This is a genomic window from Lacinutrix salivirga (assembly GCF_053604675.1).
The window spans coordinates 13860-35095 of record NZ_JBSHNP010000086.1; the positions used below are offsets into that span (position 1 = coordinate 13860).

The 21236-nt window shown below is 31.9% G+C and carries 17 protein-coding genes; 5 read left to right on the forward strand and 12 right to left on the reverse strand.

All coding sequences use genetic code 11. The annotated features are described in order from the left end of the window. Positions 1-40: 40 nt before the first annotated feature. Together ACVC5O_RS04030 and ACVC5O_RS04035 are read left to right on the forward strand one after the other, a co-directional pair. On the forward strand, positions 41-2731 hold the full coding sequence (locus tag ACVC5O_RS04030; protein ID WP_452220183.1) for a T9SS-dependent M36 family metallopeptidase: 2691 nt from the start codon (positions 41-43) through the stop codon (positions 2729-2731). A 65-nt stretch (positions 2732-2796) separates the two neighbouring features. Further along, complete coding sequence (locus ACVC5O_RS04035; protein ID WP_452220184.1) at positions 2797-3246, forward strand: nucleoside deaminase; 450 nt, start codon at positions 2797-2799, stop codon at positions 3244-3246. Between the two features lie 51 nt (positions 3247-3297). On the opposite strand, the gene ACVC5O_RS04040 is transcribed toward ACVC5O_RS04035, so the two are convergent. From ACVC5O_RS04040 to ACVC5O_RS04075, 8 genes are all read right to left on the reverse strand, one after another. Continuing rightward, a complete protein-coding gene (locus tag ACVC5O_RS04040; RefSeq protein WP_452220185.1) occupies positions 3298-3540 on the reverse strand; it encodes a hypothetical protein in 243 nt (80 codons plus the stop codon). 2 nt (positions 3541-3542) lie between these two features. After that, entirely contained in the window at positions 3543-5321 is a 1779-nt protein-coding gene (locus ACVC5O_RS04045) for a chloride channel protein (RefSeq protein ID WP_452220186.1), read from the reverse strand. A 115-nt stretch (positions 5322-5436) separates the two neighbouring features. Beyond that, positions 5437-5562: a hypothetical protein gene (locus ACVC5O_RS04050; RefSeq protein ID WP_452220187.1), complete on the reverse strand. Its 126-nt coding sequence runs from the start codon at positions 5560-5562 to the stop codon at positions 5437-5439. A 70-nt stretch (positions 5563-5632) separates the two neighbouring features. After that, the gene (gene aspS / locus ACVC5O_RS04055; protein WP_452220188.1) at positions 5633-7387 is read right to left on the reverse strand and encodes an aspartate--tRNA ligase; all 1755 of its coding nucleotides are present in this window, start codon (positions 7385-7387) and stop codon (positions 5633-5635) included. Positions 7388-7475: 88 nt separating this feature from the next. Then, the gene (locus ACVC5O_RS04060; protein ID WP_452220189.1) at positions 7476-11015 is read right to left on the reverse strand and encodes an efflux RND transporter permease subunit; all 3540 of its coding nucleotides are present in this window, start codon (positions 11013-11015) and stop codon (positions 7476-7478) included. 5 nt (positions 11016-11020) lie between these two features. Further along, complete coding sequence (locus tag ACVC5O_RS04065; RefSeq protein WP_452220190.1) at positions 11021-12193, reverse strand: efflux RND transporter periplasmic adaptor subunit; 1173 nt, start codon at positions 12191-12193, stop codon at positions 11021-11023. Positions 12194-12219: 26 nt separating this feature from the next. Continuing rightward, entirely contained in the window at positions 12220-13539 is a 1320-nt protein-coding gene (locus tag ACVC5O_RS04070) for a TolC family protein (protein WP_452220191.1), read from the reverse strand. Positions 13540-13543: 4 nt separating this feature from the next. Continuing rightward, positions 13544-14152 (reverse strand): TetR/AcrR family transcriptional regulator, encoded by a 609-nt coding sequence (locus ACVC5O_RS04075; RefSeq protein WP_452220192.1) that lies wholly within the window; start codon positions 14150-14152, stop codon positions 13544-13546. A gap of 125 nt (positions 14153-14277) precedes the next feature. Here ACVC5O_RS04075 and ACVC5O_RS04080 point away from each other — a divergent pair, with 125 nt between their 5' ends. After that, positions 14278-15252, forward strand: coding sequence for a polyprenyl synthetase family protein (locus tag ACVC5O_RS04080; RefSeq protein WP_452220193.1), 975 nt, complete (start codon positions 14278-14280; stop codon positions 15250-15252). Next, a complete protein-coding gene (locus ACVC5O_RS04085; protein ID WP_452220194.1) occupies positions 15252-15602 on the forward strand; it encodes a hypothetical protein in 351 nt (116 codons plus the stop codon). Before ACVC5O_RS04080 ends, ACVC5O_RS04085 begins: the two co-directional genes overlap by 1 nt. Positions 15603-15687: 85 nt before the next feature. Here ACVC5O_RS04085 and ACVC5O_RS04090 read toward each other — a convergent pair whose 3' ends face one another. The 4 genes from ACVC5O_RS04090 to ACVC5O_RS04105 all read right to left on the reverse strand — a co-directional run bounded on the left by ACVC5O_RS04090 (position 15688) and on the right by ACVC5O_RS04105 (position 18357). Next, on the reverse strand, positions 15688-16122 hold the full coding sequence (locus ACVC5O_RS04090) for a hypothetical protein (RefSeq protein WP_452220195.1): 435 nt from the start codon (positions 16120-16122) through the stop codon (positions 15688-15690). Between the two features lie 17 nt (positions 16123-16139). After that, the gene (locus ACVC5O_RS04095; RefSeq protein WP_452220196.1) at positions 16140-16646 is read right to left on the reverse strand and encodes a hypothetical protein; all 507 of its coding nucleotides are present in this window, start codon (positions 16644-16646) and stop codon (positions 16140-16142) included. Continuing rightward, entirely contained in the window at positions 16625-17722 is a 1098-nt protein-coding gene (locus ACVC5O_RS04100; protein ID WP_452220197.1) for a hypothetical protein, read from the reverse strand. Before ACVC5O_RS04100 ends, ACVC5O_RS04095 begins: the two co-directional genes overlap by 22 nt. A gap of 89 nt (positions 17723-17811) precedes the next feature. Beyond that, positions 17812-18357, reverse strand: a complete 546-nt coding sequence (locus ACVC5O_RS04105; protein WP_452220198.1) for an alpha-ketoglutarate decarboxylase — start codon at positions 18355-18357, stop codon at positions 17812-17814. A 116-nt stretch (positions 18358-18473) separates the two neighbouring features. Here ACVC5O_RS04105 and ACVC5O_RS04110 point away from each other — a divergent pair, with 116 nt between their 5' ends. Next, positions 18474-21236, forward strand: coding sequence for a 2-oxoglutarate dehydrogenase E1 component (locus ACVC5O_RS04110; protein WP_452220199.1), 2763 nt, complete (start codon positions 18474-18476; stop codon positions 21234-21236).

Genomic DNA, 21236 nt, shown 5'->3' on the forward strand with positions numbered 1-21236 from the left:
TTGTGACTATTAAATCAAATTCTTCATAAAACAAAATAAAATGAAAAAGTATTACACGTTTTTACTTTCAGTTTTTTCAATGTTATTTTTTATAAACATTGGGAATTCTCAAAGTAGTCTTTCTGAATCTCAATATGGATCTATTATTGAAGCTTATATTAATAAAAATAAGGTGAAATTAAATGTTACTCCAAGTGATATTTCAGATTTAATTGTAGAAAAAGAATTTTTAACAAAAAAAACAGGAGTTACTCATGTTTATGTTAACCAAAGGCATCAAGGGATTAAAATTTTTAACGCTACATCTAGTGTTGCAGTTAAAAATAACAGTGTTTTTTATATAGCTAATAGGTTTTTAAATAATATTAGCCAAAAAGTAACAACTAGTACACCTGTTATAAGTGCAGAATTAGCCATCCAAAAGGGAGCGTCTCATTTTAACTTAGGTAATACACAAAACTTAGAACTTCTAGAAACGTCTCATAATAAATATGTGTATTCTAATGGAGAAATTTCTAAAAACGATATTCCTGTAGAATTAAGTTATTTTTTAACTACAGATGGAGACTTAAAACTTGCTTGGGATTTAAATATTCATTCAACTAGTTCTCAAAACTGGTGGAGTATTAGAGTAGATGCTGTTAGCGGAGATATTTTAAGTTTTAACGACTGGATTGTTAGTTGCAATTTCGGTGATGATCACAGTAAGCATAATCATCAATCAATTCAATCGCAAACAGAAACGTTTAATTTGTTTAAGCAACAAAACTCAAGTCTTTTAGTAGATGGTTCTCAATATAATGTTATACCATTACCAAATCAAAGTCCTGATGAAGGTCCAGCAGAACTAATTTCAGAGCCTGCCAATTCTATTGCCTCCCCTTTTGGTTGGCATGATGTTGATGGTGTTGCAGGAGCAGAATTTACTATTACAAGAGGTAATAATGTTTGGGCTCAAGAAGACGCTAATGGTAATGATGGCGTAGGATTTTCTCCTGATGGAACTTCAAGTTTAAACTTTAATTTCCCTTTAGACGATAATCAAGCTCCAATCTCATTTCAACAAGCATCTCTAACCAATTTGTTTTATATGAATAATATGATGCATGATATTTGGTATGCTTATGGATTTGACGAAGCAAGCGGAAATTTTCAAAGCAATAATTATGGTAATGGCGGAAATGATGGCGACTTTGTTTTTGCAGATGGACAAGATGGGAGTGGATTAAATAATGCGACTTTTGGAACTCCACCAGACGGACTTAGTCCAGGAATGACAATGTTTTTATGGGCAGCTTCTGGACCTCCTGGACAGCCTCTAACAATTAATAATAGTACAGCAGCAGGCGACTACACTGCAACGACAGCTAATTTTGGAAGTCCTTTGACTACAACTCCAATTACTGCTGATTTAGCTTTAGTGGTAGATAACAATGCTGGTACTTCTGTTGATGCAAATGATGCTTGCGACCCTATAACAAATGCTCCTAATTTAATGGGCAAAATAGCAGTTTTAAATAGAGGTGAATGTGAGTTTGGCTTTAAAGTTTTAGCAGCTGAAAATGCTGGAGCAATAGCGGTAATTGTAATCAATAATACTTTTGGAGATCCAATAGCAATGGCTGGAGGAGCAGTAGGAGATCAAGTAACTATACCATCTATAATGATAAACATAACAGATGGACAATCCATTTTAAATGCTTTAAACAATGGTCAAACCGTAAATGCTACTTTAATTGCTTCAGGACCTTTTCAAAAAGATGGAAGCTTAGATAATGTTATTGTTGGACATGAATATGGTCATGGTATTTCTAACAGGCTTACAGGTGGAGCTTTAAATGCTAATTGTTTAACTGCTTGTACAGCCGCAGATGCTGAAGGAAATTGCACAAATTGGACTGAGCAAATGGGTGAAGGATGGTCAGATTGGTTCGCATTAATGATAACAATGAAGGCTACAGATGTTGGAACAGATGGAAGAGGTGTAGCTACATATTCAGTTAGTCAAGGTTTAGATGGTCTTGGTATTAGATCTAAAAAATACAGTACAGATACTACGATTAATGATTTTACTTATGGTGATACAAATAGTCCAAACCTAAGATTTTCTCATGGTATTGGTTCAGTTTGGGCTACTATGTTATGGGACCTTACTTGGGCTTATGTAGATAAATATGGATTTGATCCAGATTTTTATAACGGTACAGGTGGAAATAATAAAGTAATGCAATTAGTGTTAGACGGACTTAAATTACAACCTTGTAATCCTGGATTCGTAGATGGAAGAGACGCATTACTGGCAGCAGATACAGCTACAGGAGGAGAGGACCAATGTTTAATTTGGGAAGTTTTTGCAGCAAGAGGGTTAGGTGTAAATGCAGTACAAGGAAGTTCTCTTTCTGTTTTAGATCAAGTTGAAAACTTTGATGTGCCACCAAGCACAGACCCAACTTTAGCAAATTGTACAAGTCTAAGTGTAGATGAATTCTCAATAAGTGATTTCCAAGTGTATCCAAATCCTGCAAATAATATTGTAAATATTAAAACAAGTAAGAATTTTGGAGAGGTAGTTATTACTTTAACAGATTTAAACGGAAGACAAGTTATAAGCACAAAAGCTAATTTAATAGATGAGGTATCTATTGATATTAACCAACTTCAATCAGGTTTATATATACTTTCTATTGAAGGTGATGCGATTAATTCAAACACAAAAATCATTAAAAACTAATATAGTTTTAGTTAAATAGAAAAAAGACAGCTAAGAAATTGGCTGTCTTTTTTATTTTTGTAATTATGATACATCCTTTTGACGACACTTATTTTATGAAAAAAGCGCTTCAGGAAGCTGAAGCAGCCTTTGAAAAAGGAGAAATTCCTGTTGGAGCAGTTATAGTTATTGACAATAAAATTATTGCCAGAACTCATAATTTAACAGAACAACTTAACGATGTTACAGCACATGCCGAAATGCAAGCCATTACTTCTGCTGCAAATTATTTAGGTGGAAAGTATCTTCAAAAATGCACTTTGTATGTCACATTAGAGCCTTGCCAAATGTGTGCAGGCGCTTTATATTGGAGTCAAATATCAAAAATTGTGTATGGAGCTAGAGATGAAGAGAGAGGTTGTATAACGCTTAATACAAAGTTACATCCTAAAACAACAATGGTTGGTGGTGTATTAGAAAAAGAAGCATCAGCATTATTAAAACGTTTTTTTATTCAAAAACGAAACTTGAATTAATAATAATTAGCTTGTAAATTTAAGAAGTGTCAGGTTGGTAACTAAAACCTACTACTGCTTGCTCCTCTTGTCTCCTTCGCGTTTGCGCATCTTATCTAAGTTTTCTTGTGTAAGCATATAATCTTTCATTTTTTTACCTTTTGATCTGTGGTAAATAAAAAGAGGAAATAGCACAAAAAATATAGCCAATACACCAAAGCCAATTAGTTTTTGAGAATAGTTTGCTTCTAAAGTATAACCTAAAATAATACTTAAAAGGGAAGCAAATAATATGATATAGAGTACGTATTTCATGGTTATTTAGTATAATTAATTAGTTGCCTTCTGTAAGCTGTTAAAAGTTTCGATTTAGAGACAAAACCAAAATAGTTGCCATTTTTTATTACTGGTAAATTCCAAGCGCCAGAGTTTTGAAATTTATCCATTACAGTCTGCATAGTGTCTTCGTTATAATTTATAATTTCTGGTGGATTATGCATATAATCTTCTACAGTTGTTTTATCATACAGTTTTTGATCAAACATAAATTCTCTAATATCATCAAGTAATATAATACCAACAAATTCATTTAAATTGTTAGTCACAGGAAATAAATTTCGTGTTGATTTTGCGACACCTTCATGTAGCATATTACCTAAAGTCATAGTAGTCTTTAATGTTATAAAATTCTTTTCTATTACAGAGTCTAGTTTCATAAGTGTTAAAACACTTTGGTCTTTATCGTGTGTGAGTAATTGTCCTTTTTCGGCTAATTCTCTTGTGTAAATAGTGTGCTCAGTCGCATTTTTAGTAATAATAAATGAAATTGCAACAGTAATCATTAAAGGCACAAAAAGCTCATAACCACCAGTAATTTCAGCAATTAAAAATATTGCAGTTAAAGGTGCATGTATTACTCCAGCAATTAAACCAGCCATACCAATAAGTGTAAAATTGGTTTCCGAAACATTAAAACCTAAGCCAATATTATTTATGATTTTTGCAACAACGTTACCCAAAGCACTTCCCATAACCATAGTAGGAATAAATATTCCGCCAACACCACCAGCAGCAAAAGTAGTTGTCATAGCAACTGCTTTAAAAATTGTAATTCCAATAAGCAAAGCGATTACTACCCAAATATTATCTTTAAAATTATCGAATGGTGTTGTTCCTAAAGCTTCTAAATGATTTCCTGCTAAAAGGTTATTTATAAACCCAAATCCTTCACCATAAAGAGGAGGAATAAAATATAGCATCACACCAATAGCTAAACCACCAACAATAAGCCGTTGAAAGGCTGTTTTTAATTTACCAAACAATACATGAATACCAAAATACATTTTATTAAAATATATTGACGCCACTCCAGTGCCAATACCTAATGCAACGTAAAATAAAGTATCTTTTATTTCAAATTTATCTGAAAAATTAAAGTTAAAAAGAAGATCATCTCCTAAAAAGAAATAAGACGTTAATACGGAAGATACAGAGGCTAGTAACAAAGGTAATAATGAAGCGAACGTAAGGTCTAAACTAAAAACTTCGACAGCAAATATAATGGCAGCTACAGGAGATTTAAATATAGATGAAATAGCTCCTGCAGCAGCACAACCAATTAATAATGTTCTGGTCTTTCTATCTATATGAAACAATTTCCCTAAGTTAGAACTTAATGCTGCTCCAGAAGCTACAGCAGGCCCAAGCAATCCAACAGATCCACCAAAACCAACCGTTAAAGGCGCAGCTATTAATGGATAGTAAATTTTTGTTCTCGCTAAAATGCCTCCTTTTTTTGATAAAGAATATAATATAGACGGAATTGCGTGTTCAATAGGTTTTTTAGCAATGTATTTAGTAAACAAATACACCAATAATAACCCAATAACAGGAAGAATAAAATACAACTGGTTTTGAGAAAAAACAATCCCTTTTTCTAAAAGTGCCTCTATAGCATAAGTGATGTTTTTTATGGTTACAGACACCAAACCTGCTAATAAGCCAACCAATAAACTTAAAATAAAAACAAAGTTTTTTTGAGAGATGTGCTTGTATCTCCATTTTAAAAACCGTTTTATTAATTGTTGTTTTGGCATGAATTAAAATTACTGAAATACTGTAACAAAACGTACTGTTTTTTGATTAGAATTAATTTCAGAATCTGAAACTATTTCAGGTCGATAGTCTAATGAATTTTTAGATAGCTTATTATTATGATTTTGAAATAAGTTTACTCCCTTTTGTTATCCATAAAATAGGACCAATTATTCCAATCATTACAATTAAAACCCAAGTTATTTTATCTCCTTGAAAATCTTTAGTAAGAATAAGAAACATAGCTTTAAATGAAGTAAAAACTGACCAAAAAGCAATTATTAAGAACAGTATTACAAAAAAAGGTTGCATATTATGATTTTAAATTTAGTTTTAAACTCAATTCTGCAAGTTGCTCATTATCAATTGGAGCAGGAGCATCAATCATAACATCACGTCCAGAATTATTTTTTGGGAACGCAATGAAATCTCTAATTGTTTCTTGTCCACCAAGTATGGCAACTAATCTATCTAATCCAAACGCTAATCCACCATGTGGAGGTGCTCCATACTCAAAAGCATCCATTAAAAACCCAAATTGCGCTTTAGCTTCTTCATCACTAAACCCTAAATGCTTTAACATTATGGCTTGGGTTGCTTTATCATGAATACGTATTGATCCACCACCAATTTCGTTTCCGTTTAATACTAAATCGTAAGCATTCGCTTTTACTTCGCCTGGATTAGTATCTAATAATTCTAATTGACCTGGTTTTGGAGAAGTAAATGGATGGTGCATTGCATGGTAATGTCCAGTCTCTTCATCTAATTCTAATAATGGAAAATCAATTACCCAAAGTGGAGCAAAAACTTTAGGATCTCTTAAGCCTAAACGCGTTGCTAACTCCATACGTAAAGCACTTAATTGTGCTCGTACTTTATTAGTTTCGCCAGACAATACACAAACTAAATCACCTGGTTTTGCACCAGTAATTTCAGCCCATTTTGCTAAATCGTCTTGATCATAAAATTTATCTACCGAAGATTTAAAACTTCCATCATCGTTACAACGACTATAAATCATGCCTAAAGCACCAACTTGCGGACGCTTTACCCAATCGATTAATTTATCTATTTCTTTTCTTGTATAAGCGTTTCCGCCAGGAACTGCAATACCAACAACTAATTCTGCAGTGTTAAAAACACCAAATTCTTTATGCTGTGTCACTGCATTTAATTCGCCAAATTCCATTCCAAATCTAATGTCTGGTTTATCGTTTCCGTATAAACGCATAGCATCGTCGTACAGCATTCTTGGAAATTTATCAACTTCAACACCATTCACTTCTTTAAGTAAGTGACGTGTTAAACCTTCAAAAACGTTAAGTATATCTTCTTGTTCAACAAATGCCATTTCACAATCAATTTGTGTAAATTCTGGCTGTCTGTCTGCACGTAAATCTTCGTCTCTAAAACACTTTACTATTTGAAAGTATTTATCCATTCCACCAACCATTAATAGTTGTTTAAAGGTTTGTGGCGATTGTGGTAATGCGTAAAATTCACCTTCATTCATACGAGAAGGCACAACAAAATCTCTTGCACCTTCTGGTGTAGATTTTATTAGGTAAGGTGTTTCAACTTCAATAAAACCATCGTTTGATAGATAGTTTCTGACTTCCTGAGTGACTTTTGATCTAAAAATAAGACTGTTTTTAACAGGGTTTCTTCTTATGTCTAAATAGCGATATTTCATTCTAATATCCTCTCCACCATCTGTTTTATCCTCAATGGTGAAAGGAGGTAGGAGTGCTTCATTTAAAATAGTTAATTCCGCAACCAAAATCTCAATATCACCAGTTGGCATATTCGGATTTTTAGAAGTACGCTCAATGACTGTACCTTTAACTTGTATAACGAATTCGCGACCTAATTTCTGTGCTTTTTCAAGCAGGTCTTTAGAGGTACGTTCTTCATCAAAAACAAGCTGAGTAATGCCGTAGCGATCTCGTAAATCTACCCAAACAATAAACCCTTTATCTCTAGATTTTTGAACCCAACCAGATAAGGTAACTTCTGTATTTATATGTGTTGCAGTTAATTCGCCGCAATTATGACTTCTGTACATAAAATGATTTTAAAGGTGCAAATTTACATAAGTTATATGATTTACTAATAAAAAATCCGAAGCATTTACTTCGGATTTTTTTTAGTATTTATTCAGCTATTGGTGCTTCCAAATGTATATTCTCGTTAGCATCTTCGTTTTGAATGTTTTTTGTTGAAGAAAATTTACGTCTAATCCACATTTTTAACAACATAGTTAAGTAAAATAATATTGGCACAACTATTAGTGTTAAAAATGTTGCTACAAATAAGCCGTAGATTACTGTCCAAGCTAATGGTCCCCAAAAAATAACGTTATCTCCACCAATATAAATATTAGGGTTGAACTCGCTAAATAGCGTAAAAAAGTTAATGTTTAAACCAATGGCTAGTGGTATTAATCCTAATATAGTTGTAATTGCAGTTAATAATACAGGACGTAAACGCGCTTTTCCTGCTTTAATTATTTGACTTAATAATTCATTTTTAGGAAGGTACTCCTCTTCATCTAAATCCAATTCGTTTTTACGTCTGTCTAATAATAATTGTGCATAATCTAAAAGTACAACACCATTATTTACTACAATACCTGCAAGTGAAATAATTCCCATCATGGTCATTAAAATCACAAAAGGAGCTCCTGTAATTACAATGCCTCCAAATACACCAATTAAGCTTAGAAAGATAGCAATCATTATAATTGTAGGTTTTGAAACGGAGTTAAACTGAAAAATTAAGATTAAAAATATTAATGCTAACCCAGTAAAAAAGGCTCCCATTAAAAATTCCATTTGCTTGTTTTGTTCTTCAATTTGACCAGTGTAATCAATTTTAATAGTCTTAGAGAGATTATCGAAACTTTTCATTTCTTCTTGAATCTGACTCACAACTGCTCCAGCATCTGTAAATCCAGGAGCTAATGCAGAATACACAGTAACTACTCTATTGCCATCTCTATGTTTAATGGCACTAAAACCAGAATTATTTTTTTGTTTGGCAAGTGTAGATACAGGGATTTCTCTAACTTGACCAGAGGCCATATCTCTAAATATTATATTTTGATTAAATAACGCACTTGTGTTATAACGCAAATCTTCGTTAAAACGCACGTAAATATCATAATCCTCGCCATCTTCTTTGTAAATACCAGCTTTAGCACCAAAAATAGAGTTACGTAATTGTTGGCCTACTTGCCCTGTGCTTACACCTAATTCACCAGCTTTTTGACGGTCAACAATAACTTGCATGCCTGGTTTATCTTTATTAACATCTATTTTAAGCTCATCGATGGCTTCGATATTTTTAGTATTTATAAACTCGCGAATATTTTCTGCAGTGGTTATTAACTCATCATAATCATCACCTTGTAATTCGATATTAATTGGTGCACCAGCAGGCGGACCATTTGCATCTTTCTCTACAGAGATTAATACACCAGGATAAATACCTACTAAAGATTCTTGTACTTTTTTAAGAAGCTCTTGGCTATCTGCACCATTTCTATATTTATACTCACGCATGGACGCAGTGATCTTACCTTTGTGTGGCATTTCGGCAGCAGATCCACCATCAGTTTGTGGATTCCCTGCACCTTCACCAACTTGAGAGACAGCACTTTCTACCAGAAAGTTTTCACCATCTTTAATATACATAGGATCATTAATTATTTTATATACTTTTTCCTCTATGTCCTTTGTGATTTCATTGGTTTTATTAATATCTGTACCTTCTGGATATTCTATATAAACAATAATTTGGTTGGGTTTATTATCTGGGAAAAATTCAATTTTTGTTCTTTGTGAAGCTACTGAACCTCCAAAAACCATAAATGCAATTATTAATAATAATAGAGTAGAAATAGAAATTATTACAGGTCGATATCCTTTTAAAGCAACTGAAATAGTTTTTTCGTAAAAATTTTCTAAACGAACCAATGTTTTATTTTGAAAGCGATTAGCCATTTTCCTTAAAATTAAACGATAAACCCAAAGCATAATCGCTGTAAAAACCATTACCGAACCTAAGCCTCTAAATTCACCACCAAAAATTAAAATGAGTAACCCAATTACTGCTACTATTGCTGATGTTTTTATGATGCGTTTTAGTGGCATATCCTTATCCTCGGTAGTCATAAATTGAGAGACTAAAACCGAGTTAAAGAAAATGGCAACTACTAATGAAGAGCCCAAAACTACAGAAAGTGTAATTGGAAAATACTTCATGAATTGTCCCATAACTCCTGGCCATAAGCCTAAAGGAATAAAAGCAGCTACTGTTGTTGCTGTAGAAATTATAATAGGAAATGCAATTTCGCCAATTCCTTTTTTTGCAGCTTCAACTCTACTCATGCCTTCGTCTTCCATTAAACGATAGACGTTTTCGACTACAACAATACCATTGTCCACAAGCATACCAAGTCCCATAATTAATCCGAACAGAATCATGGTATTCATAGTATAGCCTAATGCATTTAAAATAAGCAAAGACATAAACATAGACATTGGGATAGCAAAACCTACAAATAGTGCGTTTTTGAACCCTAAAAAGAACATTAAAACCGTAACCACTAGTATAATACCAAATATGATATTGTTTACTAAATCATCTACTTGACCAATTGTTTTAGGTGATTGATCGTTGGTTATTGTAACCTTTAAATCTTGAGGAAATACATCTTTTTTAGCATCATTTACAATAGTCTCAATTTGCTCTGCAGCTGCAACCATGTTTTTACCAGCTCGTTTTTTAACGTCTAGCATCACTACAGTTTCTCCAAATTCTCTTGCGTAAGTAGTTTTGTCTTTAGATTTAAAAGAAATTTCTGCAACATCTTTTAAATAAATTGGGTTGTTATTTTCCGACTTTACAACAAAATTTTCTAAATCGTTTGGATGGTCAATTTCTCCAATAATGCGTATTGTACGTCGTTGGCCACTTGTAATTAAATTACCAGCAGACATCGTCATGTTTCCATTACTAATGGCTCCTGTAATATCGTTAAAGTTAACTTTAGAAGCCATCATTTTATAGACATCTACAGCAACTTCAACTTCTTTTTCTTGAGCACCACGAATATCTACCTTTTTAATTTCGTCTAAATCTTCAATTTCGTCTTCTAAATATTCACCAAACTCTTTTAATTTTTGAACAGGGTAATTTCCTGAGATATTAATGTTAAGTATCGGAATCTCTTCACTCATACTTAAATCAAAAACATTAGGTTCTACTTTTGCGCCATTAAATGTTGGCCAATCTTCTCCAGAAGTTTCACTATCAATTTCATCTTTAACTTTTTGTTTTGCTTCTTCAACGGTTATTTTTTCGTCAAATTCAATAATAATCATTGAGTAATCTTCTTGCGATGTCGAATTGATTTCGACAACGTTACTCACGTTTTTTATTTTATCTTCTAAAGGATCTGTGATGAGTTTTTCTATATCTTCGGCTGTGTTACCAGGAAATAGAGAACTAATATAAATTTTAGTTTCTTTAATTTCTGGAAAACTCTCTCGTGGCATACTAAAATACGCAGAGCCACCTAAAAATAGCAATATAATAATTGCCACATACATTGTGGTTTTATTATTTATTGCCCAAGAAGATAAACCAAATTCTTTATCGACCTTTTTTTTGTTTTTCTTATTTGCCATTGGTCTTAGTTTTGGTTGGTTATTTTAACAGTCTGACCATCTTTTACGCTTCTTGCTCCTTCTTCAATAAGTTCTGCATTGTCATCAATGCCTTTTAAAACCTCTATAAAATCGCCTTGTGTTTTACCTGTTTCTATGATAACTCGTTTAGCGGTTCCTTCTCCATTTTCTTTTTTACCTTCAATAACATAAACATATTGTTCGCCATTTGCGTTTTCTGATATTATACTTTGTTTAATCAATATAGCATCTTCATTAGTGTAGTCGTTAATTTTAAGTCTTGCAGTTAAGTTTGGTTTAATGTCTTTATCCTTGTTTGGTACTGCGATTTCTACTTTAAATGTTCTGTTTGCAGGATTAATAAAGCTTCCAGCTTGGCGTATTTTAGATTGTATAGTTTTTCCTAAAACAGGAAACATAACCTCTACAGCTTTATCTTTTTTAACATCTGTTATATAACGCTCTGGTACTTCGGTTTCTATATACATATCGTCTAAATTAACTATACGCATAAGTTGAGTTTGTCCTGCACCTACCATACTACCTTGGTCTGTAATTACATCGTCTATTGTGCCAGAAAAAGGTGCTCTAACTATTGTTTTGCTAATTTGTTCTTTAATTTGATTAACCACTTCTGCTTGCGCTTCGTAATTGGATTTTGCTTGTAAATATTGTATTTCACTACCTATTTTTTGGTTCCATAAGCGTTGTTGACGCTCAAAAGTAGTTTTAGCTAAATTAGCTTGTATTTGTGTTTGTGCTAGTTGTTGGCTTAGTCCACCATCTTCAATTTTTGCTAAGGTTTGTCCTTTACTTACTTTTTGTCCTTCTTTTACATATACACGAGATAGAATGCCTGAATATTCTGGGTAGAGCACTAAATTGTTTTTTGTACTCACACTACCTTGTAGTTCTAAAAAATGATTAAAAACATCATTTTTTGCAGTAAAAGTGGTTACTAAAGGCACACGTTTAGTAGTGTCTAAAACTTGAATTTTAGTATCTAGTTGTTTTAGTTTTGCTGCAATTTCTTGTTGTTGAGCAACTATTTCTTTGCGTTTTTGTCTTATAGTTTCTAAGTTATTGGTAGCAATAACATCGTCAATAGATTGTTTTTTGTTTTGGCCACAAGAAGTTACTATTAGTGTTACAATTAGTAGTGATAGTATATGTTTCATTGGTGTGTAAAGTTTATGAGTAGTGATTAGTTGTTGGTATTATTTAAAACTGTTTCTAATTCTGCCTTAGTATTTATAATATCTACCATTGCTTGTAACAATTCATTTTGTGCAGTGTAAAGTTGTGTTTGTGCTTGTCTTAACTCAAAACTAGAACCTACACCTTCAAAAAATTTAGTTTGGTTTTTACGCTCAATACGCTCTGCAAGTGCTAAATTTTCTTTTTTATTTTGGTAATCTTCTATTGCAAATTGATAATTGGTTTTAGCAGTTGCAATTTGAAGTTTAATTTGTTGTTCGGTTTCAATAAGATTGTCTTCGGCAGTTTCAAGATTAATTTTTGCACGTTGGGTTTTTGCACTTTTTAATCCAGAATCAAAAATTGGGATGCTTAGGTTTAATCCAAAAGCAGCAGTTCCTGCCCAAACCTGGTTTTCGTTTAAAAATCTAAACTTATCATTATTGCCAATATAAGAGCCTGTTAAAAACCCACTTAAGGTTGGTAAAAATTTGCTTTTTTCTAATTTTACAAGTAATTCTTTAGAGACTTTATCGTTTTCAGCAATTTTATAATCTATTGTATTTTCAACTTCTTCATTGGCTTCTAATAGCTCTAAGGACATGTTTTGTAGCGCTAAAGTTTCTAAAGAATCGGTTAATACTGTTTCTGAGTTAACATCTATACCTAGAGTAAGGTTAAGCATTTGATAAGCAATTTCCTTTAAACGCTTGGTGTTATTTAGGCTACTATTAATACTAGATAATGTAATTTTAAGTTGCTCAACGCTTTCTTCTTCGCCTAAACCATTTTCAAAAATCTTAGTTGTTTCGTTTAAATTTTTCTCTAAAACCTCAATATTTCTGTTTAAAATAATAATACTTTCATTTGCTAACAACACATTACCATACGTGTTTATTACTGCTTTTCTAATTTCTAAATCCGTTTTAACTTTTGCATTTTTAGAGATTTCTAAAAATACTTTTGCAGATTGTAATCCCACTAAGTAAGAACCATCAAAAAGCAACTGATTTAAAGTTGCAGATGGTGTAACGTTTTGTTTTGCTCCAAAATCGACTACGCCATCTCCATTAAAATCTATACCAGGAAATTGTTGTTCGATATTATTAGTATAACTAATTGCGCCACTTAATTGTGGTAAACCTGTGGCTATAGTTTCCCATTTTTGTTCTTTAGCAGCTTGGATGTCTCGTGTTGCTTTTTTTGCGGTTCTGTTATTTTCTAATGCAAAATCTATAGCTTCTTGTAAACTAAAAGAATACGGTTGTTGTTGTGCATTTAAAAACACTGTAAACATTAAAAAAAGAAGTAATGAAAAATGTTTCATTTGGTTATTGTAGTTGGTTTTGTTTTACAAAATTGTTGAGAATGGTCATTCCTTTTTCGGTAACAATTGCACGTAGGTGATACTCTAGGTAACTTTCCATTAAATACTCCATGCTAAAATGCTCTGGAGGAAAAAACATACTGTCTTTAATTCCGGTCATACCTGTAAAATACATTCTCGAAATAAACTCTACATCTATATTTTCTCTAAATACACCTGTGCTTACACCATGTTGTAAACTTTCTTTTACAGAATCGTGCATTTTTTCAAACTGTTTAACTTTTAAAACATTATGTATAAGCGGATAGTACTTTTTTAGTTGGTGTTGTGGAGATGCTTTTTCATTATTTAAATGTTGCATTACAAACATTTTAATAGCGTAAAGTTCTTCAATAGGATTTTTGCTGGTATTACAAATACAGTCAATACCATTACAAATAGTATCGAAAAGATTAAACGTCACAGCTTCAACCAACTTCGTTTTATTTTTAAAATGAACGTATATCGTTTTTTTAGAAATTCCCATTTCATTGGCAATATCGTCCATAGTAACACTTTTAAATCCAAGTGTTAGATATAATTCTGAAGCTTTATGTATTATTTTTTCTCTCATAATTTGGGTGCAAATGTACAACAGGAAACTTTAAAAACAAATAAAGTTTCCATAGTTTTAATGTTTATTTAACATTTGCTTCAATTTTTGTAAACACTTAAAATTTTATCGATTATTTTTGCAGCATGAAAAACACATTGTATTATCATGATGTCTTTATTTCTTATTTAAAGGAATTTACTACACACAGACAGCCTGAAAACTTATACCAACCTATAAATTACATTTTAGAGTTAGGTGGAAAACGTTTGCGACCTATTTTAACTTTAATGACTGCAGATATTTTTAACTCGGATTATAAACATGCTTTAGATGCGGCGTTAAGCATTGAGGTTTTTCATAATTTTTCTTTGGTGCACGATGATATTATGGATGCTGCGCCTTTGCGAAGAGGTAAAGCAACAGTCCACGAGAAGTGGGATTTAAATACAGGCATTTTATCTGGAGATGCTATGTTAATTAAGGCCTATCAACTATTTGAAAACTACGAGCCAAAGGTGTTCCAAGATTTAGCAAAATTATTTAGTAAAACCGCTTTAGAGGTTTGCGAAGGGCAGCAATATGATATCGATTTTGAAACCAGAAACGATGTCACTATCCCAGAATATTTAAAAATGATAGAATACAAAACAGCAGTTTTGGTTGGTGCAGCCATGAAAATGGGAGCAATTGTTGCCAATGCGTCATTAAAATGCCAAAATTCTATTTATGACTTTGGAAGAAATTTAGGTATAGCCTTCCAACTTCAAGACGATTATTTAGATGCCTTTGGAGACCCAAAAACCTTTGGAAAGCAAGTAGGAGGAGATATTATTGAAAATAAAAAAACCTATTTATACCTTAAAGCCTTAGAGTTTTCTGCTGAAGAAGAACAAATTAAGTTAAAGCATTTATTTAACGAAATAAGTTTAGATACAACTACAAAAATAGAAACAGTAACCTCTATTTTTGAAGCTTCAGGTGCAGCAGAAGCCACGAAAAAAGAAATTTTAAACTATACGAATAAAGCCTTTTCTGTGTTAGATACTTTGAGTATTTCTGAAGAAAATAAAACCAATTTAAAGCAGTTTGGTAACGAATTAATGAACAGAACAGTGTAATGAGTTTACCTGTAACTTTCGATGCTTTAGTAGAAGAAGCAAATACACTTTCGCTCTACCAAAACTTAATTAAACAGCTTAATAAAGATTTTTTATTAGCCAATATAGATTTAGATTTTGATGAAGATATTTTGCCAACCAGTTTAAAACTCATTCTTCATGAAACGGTTTACAGATTAATACAAGAAAAATTTGTAGAGTATTTAAACCTACTCTATATAATAGACGTGTCTGAAAATAAAATAAAAGCGCTAGATGGTAGCGATACCTTAACGCTTTCTGAAGAGGTCACTTTTTTAATTTTACAACGTGAGTGGCAGAAGGTATGGTATAAAAAAGAGTACTCTTAATTTTTTTTGAATACTATGTTACCAATTAGATGGTTTAGGTGTAAAATCTAATTTTTGTTTTTTGTATGTTTCAATGTAAGTTGTCTCAATATTTTTTTCTAATAAAAATGGTGTCATTTTTAAAGATTCCACTTTGCTTTACATACTCAGTATTATGTTTATTGTAAGGGTCAATACTGAAATATTCTATTGTAATAAGTTGGTGGTTTATATTATAATAACCTATGTTACCTGGTTTTAAATTAGACTTATTTATAATATCTTTTGTGTTTTTACTAAATTTAAAAAACCTACCATTATTATGAAATTTTAAATAAAAAACAGTCTTGTAAATATCGTATTTTAAAGTATCAAGATTACTATATACTGCAGTGGTATCAATTTTATTATTAAACTTGAATTCTTCTTTGCTTAAAGTGAAATTTGGTTTTTTAGGTCTAAAACCACCTTCTGGATGAGGGTAAAAACTAATGCAGCTAATACATAATAATAGTGCGCTAAATATTACCAGTTTTTTCATTTCATCATTCTTTTAAATTACCAATTAGATGGCTTTGGTATAAAATCTAGTTTTTGTTTTATATATATATCTTTATCTCCCTTTACAAACCTATTGTCGAAAATGAGAGTGTCTCCCTTTATTATTCCATTTAATAAAACATATTCAGTATCATAAACATTTGTTGCATCAATCCAAAAGAATTCTAATTTTATTGAATCGTTATAAGTATTATAATACCCTATAGTGGTAGGATAAAGATTTGATTTGTTAATCCCTACGTTTGGTTTAAAGCCATTTTCAAAATACCTTCCATTATTATAAAATTTAAAATAAAAAACACTTTTATATTTCCCATACTTTAAAGTATCTGTTTTGGTATATATAGCCAACGTATCAATTTTATTATTAAAATTAAAAACTTCTTTGTCAAGGCTAAATTTTGGTTTTTTAGGTCTAAATCCACCTTCTGGATGACGATAAAAACTAATACAGCTAATGCATGATAACAATAAACAAATTATTACCAGTTTTTTCCACTCCATATATCAATTTTTTTATGTTGATAATCAAAACGTAAATCTTTAATTCCTTTGTGTATTGCATTTTGTAACCAGGCGTCTCCAATAAAATCGATAGTTGCATTATTACCGTTATTGTTAATTCTAAAATAAGTAGAAGCTTTGTTTAGATTTTGTTGGAATTTGGTTTGCGTATGGAAATTTTTATTATCATTATTATTGGTGTAGATTTTTAATTCTTTTTTTAAAACATCTAATTGTTTTTTCTTCTCATCTTTAGATAAAGTAGAGTTTTTTATCTTTTTTATCTGTTTTTTTAAACTCTCTAACTCTTTTTCATTTTCAGCATCCTTTATATAATCTCCAGAAAAATCTTGAAAGCCAACCTCAAATAATGGTGTGGCAACAGAAATGCCACCAGTCCAGGATCTATCTCCACCATCACCAAAATAAAGTCGTTTAGTATCGTTGTTACTACTAACATTAAAATCGCCTAGCCTAAAGCCTATCATGCCTTGTCTTTGAATATCGTCTAAAGAAAAACTATTTTTATTGATATTAGAATTCCAAGTTAATAGCTGTCCATAGCTAAAAGAGTTTTTAAAAGTATTTAAGCTAGGAATTGGAGAATTGTAATTAGATGAGTAAGATTGTAAAGGAACCCCTTGTCCACCACCAACAGTTAAATTTACAGCTGCTGTAATATCTACTGTAAAATTTTTATTATTTGCGCCAACACCTAAACCGTGATTATAAGCTGCAAAATGAAGCGAATTAGTGATGCCAAAATCTCCAAATCTGTATCCTGTACCAATACTAGCTGTGCCTTTAAATCTTATTTTATATCCTATTAAGATTTGTAAGCCAAATAGTGCTCTAAATCCATCTCCTTTATTTGGTGGGTCTGGATTAAGATTGTTGTTTATAAAATTATTGTTTTTAGAAATTTTTGTTAAAGCACTTTCTGCATTTCTTTTTATGCTAGTTTGTGCCCAAAAATCTATGTCATCTTTAGGGTCAAAATCATTAAGGGAGTTTTGTAATTTGCTCCATAAATCTGTTTTTAATGAGTTTAATGAAAAAATATTAGTTGGCGTCATAAGTTTTAAAAATTTGTACAAATTGGTTCATAAAAAACTCAATATTTAATAATTAGTTTCTAAAAACTATATTAAATAAAAAAATAGTATTAAAAATACACTCTAACAAAAGGCGCCCAAGCATTAGCATAAATACTTCTTTCTTCATCATATAATACATCATATCGCACACCTACAGTGATATTGTTTGTTCTGTAACCACCACCAACAAAAAGGGCAGGATACCAGTAATTTTCATCTTCAATGGTAGCAAAATTACCTTTATATTTTCTACTAACATTCAATTCTTCAAATTCTGCAGAGAGTTGGATTTCTCTAATAGGACTGTATAGACTAATTATACTAGCACCAAAAATTGTAGAATTATAAACATTTTTTCTACTGTTATATGTTCCGTTTAACCCAACACCAAGTGCCATTGCATTATCAAACTGGTAAATAGCACTAGGCGCTAAAGTAGCGCTAAAAAAGCCATTGCCTGTGCTTAGTCCCAATCCACCTCCAAAACGTACATTTTCCCAAAATGCGCTTTTAGCTTTTGGAGTATCATCTTGAGAAAAACTAAAGTTGAAAACTATAATTAAAATAAGGCTGAAAAGGGTTTTTTTAGATATTTTTGAAGAGTAAAAAGTCATAATTTTGCTAATTAAATAGTTTAGTATGTTATAAATATAATAAAAGCATCACTAATTTTAGTAAAAGTTGTATTTTTGATAAAATTTTGTTGAAGCGAACACGCCTAATACATCATATGGATAAATATTCATTTTTAAACGCAGCACACACAGCATACTTTGCTGATTTATACGACCAATACCTAAAAAACCCTGACTCTGTAGAGCCAAGTTGGAGAGCCTTCTTTCAAGGTTATGACTTTGGTAGCGAAAGCTATGGCATGAATGGAGAAGTGGCAGAAGGGGTTACAACTCAAGTTCCAGAACACGTTCAAAAAGAATTTCAGGTTGTAAAACTTATTGATGGTTACAGAATTAGAGGTCATTTATTTACTAAAACAAATCCTGTACGTGCAAGACGTAAATATGCACCAACTTTAGAGATTGAAAATTTTGGATTATTAGAATCTGATTTGGATACCGTTTTTAATGCAGGCGAAGCTTTAGGGATTGGCGCACAAACGCTTAGAGAAATACGTAAACATTTAGAGGCTATTTATTGCGATTCCATTGGTATAGAATATATGTACTTAAGGAATCCTGAACACGTAGAGTGGGTTCAAAGCAAACTAAATGTAAACGATAATCAACCTAGTTTTTCCGCAGAAGAAAAAAAACATATTCTTAAAAAGTTAAATGAAGCTGTCGCTTTTGAAAGCTTTTTACATACAAAATATGTAGGTCAAAAACGCTTTTCATTAGAAGGTGGAGAATCTTTAATTCCTGCATTAGATGCTTTAATCGAAAAAGCTTCGGAATACGACGTTAAAGAGTTTGTAATGGGAATGGCACATCGTGGTCGCTTAAGCACGTTAACCAACATTTTTGGGAAATCTGCAAAAGATATTTTTAGCGAGTTTGATGGAAAAGATTACGAGCAAAAAGTGTTTGATGGTGATGTAAAATACCATTTAGGATGGACTAGCGATCGTATTACAGATTCAGGTAAAAAAATAAACTTAAATATAGCTCCAAACCCTTCGCATTTAGAGACTGTTGGTGCAGTAGTAGAAGGAATATCTAGAGCAAAACAAGACGATAAATATCCAGATAATCCATCACAAGTATTACCAATAATAGTACATGGAGATGCAGCAATTGCTGGTCAGGGTTTAGTCTATGAAATTGTGCAAATGGCACAATTAGATGGTTATAAAACTAATGGAACTATACATATTGTAGTAAATAACCAAATAGGGTTTACTACCAATTATTTAGATGCACGTTCAAGTACTTATTGTACAGATGTTGCAAAAGTTACTTTATCTCCTGTATTACATATTAATGCAGACGATGTAGAAGCTATTGTACATGGCGTTTTATTTGCATTGCATTTTAGAATGAAATTTAAACGCGACGTTTTCATTGATTTATTAGGCTATAGAAAATATGGACATAACGAAGGCGACGAGCCTAAGTTTACGCAACCATTATTGTACAAAGCAATAGCAAAACATAGAAATCCAAGAGATATTTATGCCGAAAAGCTTATAGAACAAGGTATAATAGATAAAGGTTACGTTAGTAAATTAGAAGAGGATTATAAAAATACTTTAGAAGAAAAATTAGAAGATTCTCGAAAAATTAAGAAAACAGAGATTACACCATTTATGAGCAATGAATGGGAAAACTATATTACAGTAGAAGAAGATAAGATGATGACACCTGTAGATACAACGTATCCAAAAGCAGGTTTAGAAAAAATAACTAAAATCATTTCTCAACTTCCAAAAGATAAAAAATTCATTCGTAAAATATCGCGCCTTATTGAGTCTAGACAAACCATGTTTGACGAAAACAGACTAGATTGGGCAATGGCAGAGCATTTAGCTTATGGAACACTTTTATTAGAAAATTACGACGTTAGAATATCAGGACAAGATGTTGAGCGTGGTACATTCTCTCACAGACATGCTGTAGTAAAAGTAGAAGATAGCGAAGAAGAAATAATACTACATAACTCTATAGACGATAATCAAGGCCGATTCTTTATCTATAATTCTTTATTATCAGAATATGGTGTTGTAGGTTTCGATTATGGATATGCAATGGCAAGTCCAAAAACCTTAACGATTTGGGAAGCACAATTTGGAGATTTTAGTAATGGAGCTCAAATTATGTTAGACCAGTATATATCTGCAGCAGAAGACAAATGGAAGCTGCAAAATGGTTTAGTTATGTTATTGCCTCATGGTTACGAAGGTCAAGGTGCAGAACACTCGTCTGCACGTATGGAACGCTATTTACAGCTTTGTGCTAAAGATAATATGTATATTACAGACTGTACAACACCAGCAAATATGTTTCATTTATTGAGACGTCAAATGTTGGCAAAGTTCAGAAAGCCATTAATTGTATTTACGCCAAAAAGTTTATTACGTCATCCAAAATGTGTATCAACAGTTGAGGAATTTGCAAACGGAAGTTTCCAAATGTTAATAGACGATGAGGCTGTTAAAGCAGACAAGGTTAAAACATTAGTGTTTTTAACAGGTAAGTTTTATTATGATTTAGATGAAGAGCGCGAGAATTTAAAAAGAGAAGATGTTGCATTAGTGAGAATAGAGCAATTATTTCCATTACCAATAAATCAAATTAAAGACATATTAAGTAAATACAAAAATGCAGACGATATAGTTTGGGCACAAGAAGAACCAAGAAACATGGGAGCTTATAGCCACATATTAATGCATTTAGATGAAGCAAAAACATTTAGGATAGCCTCTAGAAGACCTTACGGAGCTCCAGCTGCTGGTAGTACTGTGCGATCTAAAAAACGTCATCAAGAAGTTATTGATTATGTGTTTGATAAAACAAAGAACAACCAAGTAAAAAAATAG

Excerpts from the sequence above, each read along its gene's own strand:
- ACVC5O_RS04085 (WP_452220194.1), top strand. The coding sequence starts at position 15,252 with ATGAGTTTACCTGTAACTTTCGATGCTTTAGTAGAAGAAGCAAATACA.
- ACVC5O_RS04060 (WP_452220189.1), bottom strand. The coding sequence starts at position 11,015 with ATGGCAAATAAGAAAAACAAAAAAAAGGTCGATAAAGAATTTGGTTTA.
- ACVC5O_RS04075 (WP_452220192.1), bottom strand. The coding sequence starts at position 14,152 with ATGAGAGAAAAAATAATACATAAAGCTTCAGAATTATATCTAACACTT.
- ACVC5O_RS04030 (WP_452220183.1), top strand. The coding sequence starts at position 41 with ATGAAAAAGTATTACACGTTTTTACTTTCAGTTTTTTCAATGTTATTT.
- ACVC5O_RS04050 (WP_452220187.1), bottom strand. The coding sequence starts at position 5,562 with ATGTTTCTTATTCTTACTAAAGATTTTCAAGGAGATAAAATAACTTGG.
- ACVC5O_RS04090 (WP_452220195.1), bottom strand. The coding sequence starts at position 16,122 with ATGAAAAAACTGGTAATATTTAGCGCACTATTATTATGTATTAGCTGC.
- ACVC5O_RS04035 (WP_452220184.1), top strand. The coding sequence starts at position 2,797 with ATGATACATCCTTTTGACGACACTTATTTTATGAAAAAAGCGCTTCAG.
- ACVC5O_RS04045 (WP_452220186.1), bottom strand. The coding sequence starts at position 5,321 with ATGCCAAAACAACAATTAATAAAACGGTTTTTAAAATGGAGATACAAG.
- ACVC5O_RS04095 (WP_452220196.1), bottom strand. The coding sequence starts at position 16,646 with ATGGAGTGGAAAAAACTGGTAATAATTTGTTTATTGTTATCATGCATT.
- ACVC5O_RS04105 (WP_452220198.1), bottom strand. The coding sequence starts at position 18,357 with ATGACTTTTTACTCTTCAAAAATATCTAAAAAAACCCTTTTCAGCCTT.
- ACVC5O_RS04065 (WP_452220190.1), bottom strand. The coding sequence starts at position 12,193 with ATGAAACATATACTATCACTACTAATTGTAACACTAATAGTAACTTCT.
- ACVC5O_RS04080 (WP_452220193.1), top strand. The coding sequence starts at position 14,278 with ATGAAAAACACATTGTATTATCATGATGTCTTTATTTCTTATTTAAAG.
- aspS (WP_452220188.1), bottom strand. The coding sequence starts at position 7,387 with ATGTACAGAAGTCATAATTGCGGCGAATTAACTGCAACACATATAAAT.
- ACVC5O_RS04110 (WP_452220199.1), top strand. The coding sequence starts at position 18,474 with ATGGATAAATATTCATTTTTAAACGCAGCACACACAGCATACTTTGCT.
- ACVC5O_RS04040 (WP_452220185.1), bottom strand. The coding sequence starts at position 3,540 with ATGAAATACGTACTCTATATCATATTATTTGCTTCCCTTTTAAGTATT.
- ACVC5O_RS04070 (WP_452220191.1), bottom strand. The coding sequence starts at position 13,539 with ATGAAACATTTTTCATTACTTCTTTTTTTAATGTTTACAGTGTTTTTA.
- ACVC5O_RS04100 (WP_452220197.1), bottom strand. The coding sequence starts at position 17,722 with ATGACGCCAACTAATATTTTTTCATTAAACTCATTAAAAACAGATTTA.